A 13549-nucleotide genomic window follows, 5' to 3' on the forward strand; every position below is an offset into this window, starting at 1 on the left:
GGAGGCCTCCGCGCGCGTCAGACGTCACTCACCGTGCGCACTTCACGGAAGTTGAGCCAGAACCCACTCCCACCTACGAAGCCACACCGCCTGTCCGCTCTCATCCAATCGAGTCGTTTATTCAGCGAACCCAGTCGTTTCGCCTTCCGTCGCAGCGAACCTAGTCGTGCGGGTGATCGCGCTGGGGGTGCTGGGTGGCTGTACCGGTTGGGGTGGATCTTGCGGGGCCGGCCCCCAGAGGGTGAGGCCCCTCCAGCAGGGCTGTCCCGCCTCATTTGATCTGGGCTGAGTCCAGGGCGGCGATCTGCGACGACCAGATCGTCCGAGACGCGTGCCTGTGGCAGATCTCAGGTGTTCTGGTCCCCTGCCCACGAATGCCAGCCGCCGTCTCGGTTGACCTGGTCCGGCGGCTGCCCTTGCAGATCGTGGCCGGGGCCGCCTCGTCTCCGTTGGGTCCATTCGAGCCCTTGACTATCCGTTGATAATCGACATCAATGCTGCGGTGAAGGGCGTGGGGTCCAGGTCGCCGCGGATGGCCAGTTGCTGGTTGTAGCTGATACAGAGGGCGACGAACCCTTCGGCGATCTGTCCGGCCTGCCCACGCCGACGGTCGGGTACCAGCTCGGCGACCGCGGCCCGCATGGCGGCGAGCTGTTGTTGAACAACGGCCGCCAGCGGCGGCGACACTGCGGCTTCGGCGTAGATCTGGGCGACCAGTCGAGCATGGCCGGTGTCACGCGCCAGAGCGCGTACGTGTTCGAGGAAACCCTCGACGGCCTCGGCAGTGAGCGTCCTCGGCAGGGCTTCGGTCCCCTGCTCGCAGACGGCGACGACGATCTCGTCCTTGCTGGCGAAGTACCGGTAGATAGCCCCGTTGGAGAGCCCGGACTCGGTGACGATGTCGGCCATGGACGTGCGGGCGAAGCCGTGGCTGGCGAACCGGGCGCGGGCGGCGTCCACGATCTGCTGACGGCGGGCGTCAAGGTGCGCTTGGCTGACCCTGGGCATAAAAAGAGTGACCCCTCGTTTTATTTGGTACGGTAGGGGAGCTTACCGCACCATCGACTTTCAGGAGCTGTCATGCGTTACCAGACGCTCGGCCGACTGACCGGACTGCGAGTGTCGGAGTACGCGCTCGGGACGGCGAACTTCGGGACATCGGACGCCAGCGCCGGTCCCGAGGGCTCGCGGCGGATCTTCGAGGCCTTCGTCGCCGCCGGCGGCACTACGTTTGACACGTCCAACCTCTACCAGGACGGACAGGCCGAAACCGTGCTCGGTGGGCTGCTCGGCGGCCAACGGGACGACTTCGTGGTGATCACCAAGTACAGCGGGACGCGGCAGGACCAGCCCCGCCCCGGCACGACCGGAAACAGCCGCAAGACCATGATCCGCTCTCTGGAGGCGAGTCTGCGCCGCCTGAACACCGACTACGTAGACGTCTTCATGCCGCACTTCCCCGACGGAACCACCCCGGTCGAGGAGATCCTGGCCGGATTCGACGACCTCATCCGCTCCGGCAAGATCCTCCACGGCGGACTCTCCAACTTCCCAGCCTGGCGCGTCTCCGGCGCCGCGGTCCGGGCGGACTTGTGTAACCTGGCCCCGCTGGTCGGCATTCAGACCGAATACAGCCTGGCCGAACGATCCGCCGAGCGGGAACTTCTGCCGATGGCGCAGGCCCACGGCCTGGGCGCGTTCCTATACTCCCCGCTGGCCGGAGGACTGCTCACCGGCAAGTACCGGCAGGGCGAACAGGGCCGGTTGACTGCTCGCGGCGACGCAATCGAGGGCACCGCACAGCGCACCGCCGTCGTCGACGCCGTACTGGCGATCGCCGACGAGGTCGACGCCAGCGCGGTCCAGGTCTCCCTGGCCTGGCTGCGCCGCCGGGCCGCCTTGGCCCACACCGCCCTGATCCCGATCGTCGGCCCCCGCTCCCTGACGCACCTGGAGGAATACCTCAGGTCTCTCCACCTCGAACTCAGCGAGCAGCACTACCAGCTTCTGGACCAGGTCGGTGCAGTCCGGATGGGAACCCCGCACGAGGACGTCGCGACTGCCCTGAACCACGGCTTCGACGGCGACCGCTCGCTACTCGACCCTCCCGCCGTGCCCGTCATCTGATCCGCACGGCTCGTACTTCACCGCTGTCCGGACAGCATCACGGGGTACGACCATCACAGATCGGATGAGATTAGCCAGATCAGAGGAGACTCACCCCACCCTGAAAGGTGAAAACCGGGCACGGTAGGCCACACACGCCGGGAGCCGGCCGAGTACCACCCGAGACAAGTGAGACACCATCAGGTCCGGTGAGACCGGACCAGACGGACCAGATCAACCGGGACGGCGAGCGAATCGGACCAGATCACCTGAGGCCTGGAGCTCCTCCACCCGCACCCGGGCGGCAGCCTCCCGAACCTCCAGCAACCCCATGACCGACGCCACCAGACACCTCCGCATGGTCGAGAACGAACCGATCACCCGAACGCTCCCACGACGACACTGGAACCATGCCTGACCAGCAGAAAATCAGTGATCACATCCGGAAAGACGGCTTCTCACCCGACCGGGCCGAGGTGCTTGAGGATCTGCTCGGCCCAGCGTGAGTGGCGGGCATGGTGGAAGGCGACGGCCTGTTCGTACGCGGCGCGGGCGCCGCTGCCGTCGCCGGTCTCCAGGAGGAGGCGGCCGAGGCTGACGGCGGCGCGGGGCGCCTCGTCCCTGTCGCCGGAGTCGATCGCCAACTGGTATGCGGCACGGGCGCCTTGGACGTCGTCTGCCTCATGCAGGAGCAGTCCGAGTGCGACCGCCGCTTTCGGCGCCGCATGGCTTCCGGGGTACGAGCAGGCCGTCCTGAACGCCTCCCGGGCCCCCGGGTGATCTCCCGCAAACTTGAGGAGGTCGCCGAGACGCAGCGCCGCCCACGGCACACGCTCCTCGTCCCCGGAGTCGACGACGGCCTGGTACGCAACGCAGGCCGCGGCGTAATCGCCGTTCTTCACATGCAGCCGGGCAAGGGCGAGGTGCGCCGGGTTCGCCACCTTCGGGTCGTCGGAGTCGGTGGCTCGCTGATACGCGGCTTGTGCCCCGGCCAGGTCGCCCGCGTCCTTCCTGATCTCCCCGAGCAGGTACGACGCCCCCGGGGCGGCCACGGGATGCCCGGAGTCGACGGCACGCTGGAACACGGCCCGCGCGCCGTCCAGGTCGCCCTCCTGGTAGAGGGTCCCTCCGAGGCTGAACGTCGCGCGCGGCACGATGCCGGCGTCCCCGCAGTCGATCGCGGTCTGGAACGCGGCTCGCGCGCCGGGCAGGTCGCCCTCGGAGTCGAGCAGGATGCCGAGGATGTAGGCCGCCCGTGCCCGTTGATCAGCGTGATCCGAGTCCATCGCCGACCGGTAGCAGACGCGGGCACCGGCGGAATCTCCCCGCTTCGCGAGCAGGTTGCCGAGGTGGATCGAGGCAGACGGCGCGTGCCGCGGGTGGCCGGAGTCGATGGCGTGCCGGAAGGCCGCGCGCGCTCCGTCGACGTCACCGGATTTCTGCAGGACGCTGCCGAGCCGGACAGCGGCCCATGGCGCCTCGTCCTCGTGGCCGGAGTCGACAGCGATCTGGAACGCGTCACGTGCGCCGTCCAGGTCGCCGGCCTTCGAGAGCAGGAGTCCGAGGCGGCCAGCGGCCTGCGGAGCCCATTTCGGGTGACCGGAGCGGGCGGCCCGGCGCCAGGCGGAGGACGCCGCCTCGGCGTCGCCGGCCTCGCTCAGCATGACGCCGAGGTCGAACGCCGCCGCCGGAGCATGCTCCTTGTGCCCGGAGTCGACGGCGGTCCGGAAGGCTGCGCGAGCGCCCTCGACGTCACCCGCATCCTTGAGCAGTCGGCCAAGCCAGTGCGCCGCCGACGGGACGCACGATGTGCGGCCCGTGCCGACGGCCAGCTCCAAGGCGGCCCGCGCACCGGCGGTATCACCCGCGTTCAGCAGTACCAGGCCCAGATTCAGCAGCCCGTACGGAGCAGCGTCCTTGCGCCCGGAGTCGATGGCGACCTGAAGCACGGCACGCGCACCCTCGACGTCACCGAGCCCTGCCAGTAAGGGGCCGAGGCTGACCGCCGCGAGCGGTGCGTACTTCGCGTGCCCGGAGGCCACGGCACGGGTGTAGGCGGTCCGGGCGCTTTCTATGTCCCCGGCCTTCTGCAAGCGCCAGCCGAGCCGGACCGCGTACACCGGCGGCAGGTCCGGGGTGTGCGGGTCCCTCAACTCCGCGGTGCTCTCCCGCACGGCCGCACGCACCCTGCCGAGCAGCTTGCCCGGCTTCCGCCACATCGGATCAGGCACGACTCCCCCTCGCACCGCCCGCCGAGTCCCCCTGCGCGCACCATAACGCGCCACGCCCGAACTGAGGATGGCCGTGCGTACTGATCTGAACCGTACGAGCGGGGACGGGACGCGACCTACCTCACGTGTCTTTCCCAGGGGGTAGTTGCCTACGTGTCGGCGACGCCCTGGACCTCTTCGCAGACCGACGCCCCCGCCATGACCTGGCCATCGCTACGAACCCGCCCCCGGCCGGACGACTGATCGACTACGAGGAGATCCGCCGCCCGCTCCACCAGACCCTCTGGCACCTCCAGCACCACCCCGCCATGATCGCGGCACAGTCCATCCGGCACAGAACCCACCCAACCGTGGCCGAAACGGATGAGGGGCTATGACGGCGGGAAGAAGATCAACGGCAGGCGCCGGCACGTCATCACGGACAGCCTCGACCTCTTGCTGATGGTCTGGGTGACCGCCGCGAATGTCACCGACCGCCAGGCCGCCCGCGCCATGCTGCCCGTGCTACGGACACGGTTCAGGGAGATCACTCTGGTGTGGGCCGACGGCGGCTACACCGGCCGCCTTGTGACCTGGGCGAAGGAAAAACTCCAGCTCACCCTGCAGATCATCAAGCGCAGTGACGACATGACCGGGTTCGTGGTGCTGCCGAGACGGTGGGTGGTGGAGCGCAGTCCGGGGTGGCTGATGCGCTCGCGCCGCCTGGTGCGCGACTTCGAGGCGCTGCCCGCTTCCAGCGAGGCGTTCATCCACATCTCGGCGAGCATGCTCATGGCCCACCACCTGGCCCGCACTCCCGCCGTGAACAGGCCGCTCAGCTCTCCGCAGCAGGCGCAGCCGACGCTCGCGGCATGAACCGGCCCGACGGCGACGCCCTCAGCCACTCCCGCTCGACCAGCCGTTTCGCCCTCGACCGCACTCCCCCGATCTTGGCCGGCACCAGCTCCAGCCCCAGCCGGGCCGCCAGCTCCTTCGCCGACACCCCCTCGCCGTCGCCCGGTTCACCCTGAAGCAGCTCAACGATCCGCCGGTACTCCGGCGCGAGCCCCTCCACCGTCATCTCCTCCCGGCGTCGCACCACCGTCGCCCCGGTAACCGGCACCCTGTCCACATGGGCCGGCGGTGCCGGAACCTGCACCTCCAAGCGGGGCGGATCTGCCGCATTGTCACCCGCGGCCAGGGCCTCGGCCAGCTCCACCCGAGCGATCACCCGACGCTCCAACACCACCTCGGCCACACCGAGTTCGGCCAGGATCCGGTCCGCTTCCGCCTGGAGTTCCTCCACGGCCGCCCGGGCAGCAGTCTCTCGTTCCTCCAGCAAGCCCATCACCGATGCCACCGGCTACATCCCCATCGCCGAGAACGAACTGAACGTCCGAACCCTCCCTCGGCGACACCAACACCATGCCCGATCAGCGGAAACTCAGCGATCACGACCGGAAACACAACGGCCTCTAACGTCGCTGCGACAGGTCACCGCCGACGCCTACGGCCCCCACACCGCCGAACAGCTGATCCGCAACCCCCTCTCCCCCTACCCGCAACACCTGCTGATCGCCACGAAAGTCGGGCTGGTGCGTCCCGGACCCGGCCAGTCGATGCCCCTCGGCAGCCCCTACTACCTGCGGGCCTGCGTGGAAGCCAGCCTGCGCCGACTACGTATCGAACGGCTGGAGCTGTGCCTACCTGCACCGACCCCGAGGCCTCACTCGACGACCAACTCGCCGTCCTGAAGGCTCTCCAGGACAAGGGCAGGATCGGGCACATCGGCCTGTCCAAGGTCACCCCCGAAGTCATCCGCCTCGTAGGCAAGACTCTGCCTGTCGCCACCGACCGCTTCGACGACGCGGTGGACATGTGCGGCGAACTCGGCATCCCCTACGTCGCCTACCGACCCCTCGACGCGGGCTTCCTCGCTTGTACGAACGGGCCCGCCGCACCCCTGCAATGGCTCCTCGACCGCGGCAGCCACATCGCCCCCATCCCCAGCACCAGCCAGCCACCTCACGCAGATCGCATCAGCCGTACACGGGGTATCGCGGTGGTGACGCCCGCCACCACCGCGATACCCGTGCAGCACAGCGCCGACTACGGGGACTGGAGGCCACCGATCGCCGGCCTCACACTCCTGACATGCACCAAGCCGGCCCGCACCGTGACACGAAGGCGCCCCGGACCGTGAAAGGTCCGGGGCGTCAGAAGGCTCGGAAAGCCCCCTGGCGGGCAGAGGGCGCGGCGGGAATCCGGGCGCGCCACCGACCTTCGGCGGACCACGATGGAACGGCGCGCGATGACTCCGCTCACCGTCGCGGGACGACTCGGGGCGTGAGTGATGGCGTCTGCCGGGTCACTGCTGGTAGGGCTGCTGCTGTGGCTGCCCATATGCGTGGCCGCTCACCGCCTGGGTCTGCAACTGCTCCGCCTGCTCCTTCGTGATCTTCTGTTCCAGTCCGCAGAAGGTGCACTGAGTCGTGTACTTCGTCGACAACGGAAACAGCGGCACGAAGAACAGCGTGAACTTGGTGATGCGCTTCCTGAGCGTGTGTGCTGCGGGATTGCGGCAGTTGCCGCACACCAGCGTCAGTATCACGAGCTGGTACAGGTATCCCTTGGTGCCGAAAATGATCATTTCGTTGGTCTCTCCCCGGACGGTGCCACCTGATGCGGTGGCACCGGGCGGCGAATGCGGTCGCAGGGCACAGTGTCTTACACCGTGACGCGCCAGGAGGACGACTACTCATCCTGCGCAGGTACCCGCAGTGCCCGTCGCACGCGACAGCGGTCGGCCAACTCGTGCGCTCCTTCCGCTGCTTGAAGCAGCCGTGGCCGCCGTGCCGCAGTTCGACGATCGTGACCTGGCCGGTGGGCGAGAGGCATCACGGCGTCGACCCGCTGAGCGCGGACGACGCCCGGGCCTCCAACCACTCCGCCTATCAGAGGCGGTGACTGCGGTGGCCGAGGTCGCCGTTGAGCACGAAATCCTCAGAGCTTCACCACGGCACGACTCCGTTGTCGTCGAACATCTGGCCAGTGGGCCCGTCGTCGGGAAGAGCGGCCAACCTGACGGCGATCGCCGCGCCCTGCTCAGGGGTCTGCGTACCGCTGAACCCGTTGAGGTCGGTGGCCACGTAGCCGGGGCAGGCGTTGTTGATCAGAATGGTGGTGCCGCTCAGCTCCTTGGTGTACTGGATGGTGACGGCGTTGAGGAAGGTCTTCGTCGGCGCGTAGGCCCCGCTGATCCCTCCGAGGTCGACACCGGGCGTGGTCTGTAGGGCCAGCGAGCCGACATGACTGGACTGGTTGACGATCCGCGGGTGCGCCGAGCGGCGCAGCAGCGGCAGCATCGCGTTGGTGACCCGGATGACGCCGATGACGTTGGTCTCCACCAGGCGCCGCACGGTCTCCAGGCCGATGGTGGTCGGCTCCTCCGGCCAACCGCCCGCCACGCCCGCATTGTTGACCAGGACGTCAAGGCGTCCCGCCCGCTCCTCGATCAGCTGCACCGCGGCAGTCACGCTTCCGTCGTCGGTCACATCCAGGGGCACGCCGAACGCGTCAGCACCCGCCGCGCGCAGTTTCGCCACGGCATCCGTCCCGCGCCGCTCGTCCCGGGCGCCGACACCGACACTCCAGCCCAGCGCGCACAGCCCGGCCGCGATCTCGTACCCGATTCCCTTGTTCGCGCCGGTGACCAGCGCGATCATCTTCTCGCTCATGACACCGAGCATGGCCGCGCTGCGACCGTGCACCAACACCCCCTCGGTAGCGCATCAATACCCGGGCGACATAGATCGACCATCCTCGAAGTACGGTGTGTGCATGGAGATACGCGAGCTGCGGTACTTCGTCGCCCTCGCCGAGGAACTCCACTTCGGCAGGGCTGCCCAGCGTCTGGAGATGGCCCAGCCGCCCCTGTCCCGAGCGATCGCCCGGCTCGAACGGCAGCTGGGAGTCACCCTGCTGGAGCGCACCACCCGCAAGGTCACGCTCACCGAGGCCGGCGCCGTGCTGCTGTCCGAGGGCCGCACGATCCTCAGCGCGGTGACCGCGGCCGAGCGGCGTACCCAGCAGGCCGCGCACAACCGCCCCCGCCTCGTCCTCGCCGTCAAATCCGGCACCGCCGACGAGCTGCTGGCCAAACTGCTCGACGCCTACCGCGCGGAACCCGGCGCGGCCACCGTCGAGTTGCTGCTCTGCGAAGCGCACCAGCACCAGACATTGCTGCAGAACGGGCAAGCCGACGTGGCGCTCCTGCACCTGCCGTTCGACTCCACGGCCGGACTCGACACCGAAACCCTGTACACCGAGGGACAGGTGGCGATCCTTCCCACCTCTCACCCTCTTGCCGGCCGCTCCCAGCTCCAGGTGGCCGAGGTCACAGCACTGCCGGAACTCCCGGTGGCACGCTGGCCCGATCCCGGCGGCACCTACCCGGAGGGACCAGGGGCAGAGGTACGCAACCTGACACAGCTCTTCCAGCTGATCGCACTCGGCCGCACCACCGCGATCATGCCCGAGTCCGCCGGCACCGACCTGCGCCGGGATCTCACCGCCGTACCGGTCCTCGACGCACCACCCGTGACAACGGTAATCGCCTGGCCGTCACAGAGCCGACTTCGCGCAGTCGCCGACCTGATCCGCATAGCAACAGGTCTTTGACCGACTGCTCTGCGTCCGCTCTCGCAGAAAGCGGCCGACTGTCCGGATCGGTGGCCGGAGCCCCCGTCCAACGACCCGACACTGCGGGCGCGGAAACAGGCTCGGCCCTGCCCTCGACGGACTTTAACCACCCCTAACGTTGTGAGCGGAGTGGTAAGCGCTCTGGAACAGGCGCCCCGATGGTGGGAAACTTGAAGGCCGCCGCCGCGTGCGGATGGGCACGGGCGGCGGCCGGGAGTGCGAGTACGGCGCCGGGTTCCCCTTCCACCGCCGTCTCGCACCTGACCGCCCTCATCAGCCACCCGGGGTGCGCGGGAGTACATCCCGGACTCAAAAAAGGCTGAGAGGGCGAAGGGCTGGAGCTGTGTAGTCGGCGATGCGGCTCCAGCCACTCACAGTGGTCAGTGTGACCCGGGGGCAGGGGGCCGAAAGATATGGGCCAATGAAGGTAAGAGGCCTTACCCGGGGACGCTACACCAGGCTGGGGTGATGGCGGCAGGACGTGATTCAGCCGATCTCGGCTGGGGAGATCGGTCCGCAATTTTGTGCAACGCGTAGGCGTCACACGGGAATTCTCTGTTCCCTGAGGGCCGTTGGTGGATTCGCGGTCCGTGATTCAGGGCGTCTTCCAGGGTGGCGAGGGGCTCGAAGATCGTGTGCAGTCCGACGGCTTCGAGTATGCGCAGGTGCCAGGAACGGACACAGATCAGCGCCAGGCGGCCATCCCGCTCAAGGACCCTGCTGCGTGTCCGGCACAGCGGACCGAGAGTGCAGCAGTCGATGAACTCGGCCGGTCGCAGATCTATGATCACGCGGACACCGTGCCGGGCGGTCACGACGTCGGTATGCGCCCTGATCTCCGGGACACTGCTCAGGTCGATGACACCGCGAAGCTCGATGACGATGACACCCCGGTGAAGGTAGCTTCGCGCCGACCGGCCGGAAGGCATTCCGGCAGTGAGCTACTCGACCGGGGTGTCCTGGATGCCGCCGACAACTGCACTACGAACAGAAGAGACCCTGGCGCTCGTCATGCACCCCAAGCACAAAACCGTCGACCGGGGCCTGTCTGTGACGGGCCCCGGTCGACGCTATGTGCCGTGTGGTCGTGCCGGAACATGCCATACGACGCGGGTGAGCAGGATCGTGCGCGCGTCCTGGGAGCACGGAACAAGGACGGCCCTGTGGGCGATCATCGCGATTGACGTCGTAGTGCGACTACCGGCATTGAAGCCTTTCCGGCGGACCAGGTGCGCGGCCCGGAACGGCACCGTAGGTACGATGGATCCGATCAGGCCGTCACTGAATAGGTCGAGGAACACTTCGAGTAGTCGCCCTTCACCACACACACCCACATGGTGTAGGTGTTGCCCTCGGTGAGATTGCCGGTAGCCGTGACGCTGTAGATGGCGTCGTGGCCACGTGTGCTCGCGACCCGGCCCGTGCTGAGGTGAGCCTCGATCCCGTAGCCGTCTCCCAGGATGTCCGTGGCGGTCAGGGCGTCTCCCGGCCGGCTTCCGCTGGGGTCGGCCCACCACTCGGCGGTGCCCGCCGCCTCCGACCAGGTGTTGTTGTTGACGACGATCACAGCGTCGTCCGAGTTGTCGATCCGATTGAAGCTGAAGCTGTCCTCGGCGAGCGCCCCAAGTCTTGTCTTCACTCGTGGCTGCATGTAGTACCTCTCCCCTAGTTATGGATGTAAAGCTGCCGCAGGTATTTTCCCGTAGGAAAAAATAGGCATGGCCGCAGTTATACGGCAGCTCTTCACGCTCATTGCGCCACTGGCTGTGACGGCTATGCACTGCCCGTCCTGCGCATACGCGGGAGCCACTCAGAAACGAATTGAACGTCTCGTGCCACTCCCCTGTGGCGGCACGGTACGGTCCCTGAGTTGTCGTCGCCTAATAGCAGGTTCTAATGGCAGGAGATCACCTTTCTGGACTCGACCGATTTCTCGGATGAGTGCCTTTGAGTGGCAAGCGGCCACCTCAGCAGCTTCACGCCATCCCGAAGCCTCAACAGGCCGGCGCAACGCCCCTCGATGACGTCGATGGTGCAGGCGGGGTGCCGGCGAACCGGGCTCCCTCCGTATGCCCCGTCCGGTTCATTCCTCAGGTCGGATCGCGAGGCCCCGGTACCCGGGGCCCAGACCCCGCCGCCGTGTCCGCCGGTCACCCGCGCGCGCCGGTACCGGAACCTCGGTCAGGCCCGGAAGCCGGCACGCGTCGGCGGTCGCGGCCGTGACCACGGCGAGGGCCTGGGCGAGTTCCGGCCCGATCTCGGGCATGTCGACGGCATCGAGCGCGTCCTCAGTGCCTAGGCACTGAGGGTGAGGGTGGCGATGTAGGAGGTCGCCGTGTCGGAGGGGGCGGTGTCGGTGAGTCGCCAGCCGGTTCCGGCGGCGAGCACAGCGAGTTCGTGGGGGGCCAGGCACAGGTAGTGGAACCAGGAGGTAGTCACGTCGCGGTAGCGGATGCGCAGGGTGCGTTGACCGGCGATGCGGCCTGCGCGCAGGTTGCGCTGGTTGTAGGGCAGATGCTGCGGGGCCTGCGAGTCGGTGATGTTGTGGCCCTGGCCGATGATGACGGCACCGGGAGCGGCCATCGCGGCCAGGACGCGCAGGAACCAGGGCGCCCGTTCCCGGCTTTCCAGCAGGCCCAGGTTGGCGCCCAGCAGCAGGAAGTTGTCGTAACGCGCCCCGGAACCGGAGTGTTCGTCGACCGTGCCGTGGGCGAGGGACTGAACGCCTCGCTGCCGGCACACCTCCAACGCGCCAGGTGAGACGTCGAGCGCGGTGACGTCATGACCGCGGTCCAGGAGGGCGCGCGCGGCGCGTCCGCCACCGGCACCGATGTCCAGGACCCGGCGGCCCTTGACCAGGTCCAGCGCTTGGCGGTCCTCGTCGGGCCACTGGTCGATCGGTGCGATCCAGGAGGCGACGGGAGCCGATTGCACGAAGCCGTCGTCGCGTTCGATGATCTGCAGGACCGGGGCGGCAGCCGGGTGTGCGGCAGTCCGGCGGGCGGCGAGCAGCATGTCCCCGATCGCGTCACCGGTGCGGGGGCCCGGTCGGTGTTCGGGGGCATGGGTGTTGCGGGGCTGGCCGGATTCACGGTCGGTGGCAGGCGTGACGGCGGGGGTGTTCATCGTATCTCCTTGGTCGGAATGGGCGGAACGGCGACCGTCCCGTCGGAGTGGGTGAGCGGCCGGAACGTGGCCAGCAGCATCAGCAGGGTCCCGGCCGCGCACCATGCGCCGATGACGGTTGGGGTGGGCAAGCGTTCGCTGAGTGCGCCGACGGTCAAGATCGCGGCCCCCTGGGCGAGTTGGACGCCGCTGTTCATCACGCCGAATGCCCGGGCCCGGTATTGGTGGGCGAGCGCTTGATTGAACAAGGTCTGGGCGGCAGGCAGCAGCAGCGACATGGCTACCCCGGAGAGAGCGACCACGAGCACTACCGCGATCAGTGGCGGGTCGAGCAGCGCGGGAACCAGAACCAGCGGTGCCAGGACGGCCAGCGGACGCATCAGCCGCATCCGGGCGCGGGGAGACAACAGACGGTTCAGGACCAGGCCGCCGATGGCTAAGCCGAGCGGGCTGGCGGCCATGATCAGGCCCTGGGTCCTGCCGCCGCCGCCGAGGTCGGATGCCCAGGCAGCGGCCAGGCCCTCCGGGACGATCACGAAGGTGACCACGCCGAAAGTGATGACTGCGATCGCGCGCAGCAGCCGGTCACCGAACACCACCCCGTACCCTTGGCCGGTCTCACGCCACAGACCGGTGCGGCGGGCGGCCGTCAGCGTCGCGGGACGTTTGCGGACGTAGAGGCGTAGCAACAGCGCCGACCCGGCGAAGGTGAGGGCGTTCAGCGCCAGAGCCGCCCGTGAGCTGTGTCCAGCGATCACTCCGCCGACCGTGTACCCGGCGACCTGGGCGGCGTACAGGACGGCATTGTTGAGGGCCAGGGCCAGCGGATACCGGTCACCGGTCAGGATCTGTGGGAGCTGGGCCGAGCGCGCGGCCTCGAATGGCGGCGCCGCCAGCGCGCTGGCCAGCAGCAGCAGGAACAGGACCGGGACCGGCATGCCCACCATCGTGACCAGCCCGACCAGTGCCGCCCGGACCAGATCACAGGAGATCATCACCGAGCGTGCGGGGTACCGTTCAGCGACTGCGGCGAGCACGGGGCCCGCGACCAGCCACGGCAGATACCCAAGGGCGAACGCGGCGGCCGAGGCCAGCGCCGAACCGGTCCGCTCGAACACCAGCAGACTGACCGCGGCCTTGCACAGATAGTCCCCGGTCCAGGACAGCGCACTCGCGGCGAGCACCGCACGGTATTCCCCCACCGCCAACAGCACCCGATAGCCCACTGGCCGGTCGGCTGTCATCAGACGACTTCCCCTCCCCCGCCGCAAGACACCCTGTGCAAGGCGGCGGCCCGCGACCGAAGCCGAACGGGCCGCACGCCGACAGGCCACGGCCCCTAGGCCCAGGTGAGGTCGCTGCTCATAACGCACCTCCTCCGATTCGAGTGATCGGGTCCCCCGTTG

General features: G+C 68.3%; 14 protein-coding genes and 1 pseudogene. 5 read left to right on the forward strand and 10 right to left on the reverse strand.

Annotated elements, in window-relative coordinates:
* Positions 1-471: 471 nt before the first annotated feature.
* Positions 472-1008 carry a TetR/AcrR family transcriptional regulator gene (locus tag OG226_RS01035; protein ID WP_329347337.1) on the reverse strand — a complete coding sequence of 179 codons (537 nt, stop codon included), beginning with the start codon at positions 1006-1008 and terminating at the stop codon, positions 472-474.
* 72 nt (positions 1009-1080) lie between these two features.
* Here OG226_RS01035 and OG226_RS01040 point away from each other — a divergent pair, with 72 nt between their 5' ends.
* Positions 1081-2127, forward strand: a complete 1047-nt coding sequence (locus tag OG226_RS01040; protein ID WP_329347338.1) for an aldo/keto reductase — start codon at positions 1081-1083, stop codon at positions 2125-2127.
* Between the two features lie 437 nt (positions 2128-2564).
* Here the strand turns inward: OG226_RS01040 and OG226_RS01045 are convergent, their stop codons facing one another.
* Entirely contained in the window at positions 2565-4337 is a 1773-nt protein-coding gene (locus OG226_RS01045) for a tetratricopeptide repeat protein (RefSeq protein ID WP_329347339.1), read from the reverse strand.
* 348 nt (positions 4338-4685) lie between these two features.
* Here OG226_RS01045 and OG226_RS01050 point away from each other — a divergent pair.
* Positions 4686-5192: pseudogene (locus OG226_RS01050) on the forward strand (transposase); the annotation flags it as partial.
* Here the strand turns inward: OG226_RS01050 and OG226_RS01055 are convergent.
* Positions 5152-5676, reverse strand: a complete 525-nt coding sequence (locus tag OG226_RS01055) for a hypothetical protein (protein WP_329347340.1) — start codon at positions 5674-5676, stop codon at positions 5152-5154. The pseudogene OG226_RS01050 and the gene OG226_RS01055 sit on opposite strands and share 41 nt — an antisense overlap.
* A gap of 175 nt (positions 5677-5851) precedes the next feature.
* Between OG226_RS01055 and OG226_RS01060 the strand changes: the two genes are divergently transcribed.
* Together OG226_RS01060 and OG226_RS01065 are read left to right on the forward strand one after the other, a co-directional pair.
* Positions 5852-6070 carry a hypothetical protein gene (locus OG226_RS01060; protein ID WP_329353281.1) on the forward strand — a complete coding sequence of 73 codons (219 nt, stop codon included), beginning with the start codon at positions 5852-5854 and terminating at the stop codon, positions 6068-6070.
* A complete protein-coding gene (locus tag OG226_RS01065) occupies positions 6016-6519 on the forward strand; it encodes an aldo/keto reductase (protein WP_329347341.1) in 504 nt (167 codons plus the stop codon). The genes OG226_RS01060 and OG226_RS01065 overlap by 55 nt, the downstream gene beginning before the upstream one ends.
* A 165-nt stretch (positions 6520-6684) precedes the next feature.
* On the opposite strand, the gene OG226_RS01070 is transcribed toward OG226_RS01065, so the two are convergent.
* Both OG226_RS01070 and OG226_RS01075 read right to left on the reverse strand, forming a co-directional pair.
* A complete protein-coding gene (locus OG226_RS01070; protein ID WP_329347342.1) occupies positions 6685-6966 on the reverse strand; it encodes a zinc-ribbon domain-containing protein in 282 nt (93 codons plus the stop codon).
* 361 nt (positions 6967-7327) lie between these two features.
* Positions 7328-8065: an SDR family oxidoreductase gene (locus OG226_RS01075; protein WP_329353283.1), complete on the reverse strand. Its 738-nt coding sequence runs from the start codon at positions 8063-8065 to the stop codon at positions 7328-7330.
* A gap of 91 nt (positions 8066-8156) precedes the next feature.
* On the opposite strand from OG226_RS01075, the gene OG226_RS01080 reads away from it, so the two are divergent.
* Complete coding sequence (locus tag OG226_RS01080; protein ID WP_329347343.1) at positions 8157-8996, forward strand: LysR family transcriptional regulator; 840 nt, start codon at positions 8157-8159, stop codon at positions 8994-8996.
* Between the two features lie 458 nt (positions 8997-9454).
* On the opposite strand, the gene OG226_RS51440 is transcribed toward OG226_RS01080, so the two are convergent.
* From OG226_RS51440 to OG226_RS01100, 5 genes are all read right to left on the reverse strand, one after another.
* Complete coding sequence (locus tag OG226_RS51440; protein WP_443066844.1) at positions 9455-9946, reverse strand: anti-sigma factor antagonist; 492 nt, start codon at positions 9944-9946, stop codon at positions 9455-9457.
* A gap of 341 nt (positions 9947-10287) precedes the next feature.
* Complete coding sequence (locus OG226_RS01085; protein ID WP_329347344.1) at positions 10288-10656, reverse strand: hypothetical protein; 369 nt, start codon at positions 10654-10656, stop codon at positions 10288-10290.
* 444 nt (positions 10657-11100) lie between these two features.
* Positions 11101-11283: a hypothetical protein gene (locus OG226_RS01090; RefSeq protein WP_329347345.1), complete on the reverse strand. Its 183-nt coding sequence runs from the start codon at positions 11281-11283 to the stop codon at positions 11101-11103.
* Between the two features lie 29 nt (positions 11284-11312).
* On the reverse strand, positions 11313-12143 hold the full coding sequence (locus OG226_RS01095) for a methyltransferase domain-containing protein (RefSeq protein WP_329347346.1): 831 nt from the start codon (positions 12141-12143) through the stop codon (positions 11313-11315).
* Complete coding sequence (locus tag OG226_RS01100; RefSeq protein WP_329347347.1) at positions 12140-13387, reverse strand: MFS transporter; 1248 nt, start codon at positions 13385-13387, stop codon at positions 12140-12142. Before OG226_RS01100 ends, OG226_RS01095 begins: the two co-directional genes overlap by 4 nt.
* Between the last annotated feature and the right edge of the window lie 162 nt (positions 13388-13549).

This window comes from Streptomyces sp. NBC_01261, assembly GCF_036226385.1.
In the GTDB taxonomy this organism is placed as follows: Bacteria; Actinomycetota; Actinomycetes; order Streptomycetales; family Streptomycetaceae; genus Streptomyces.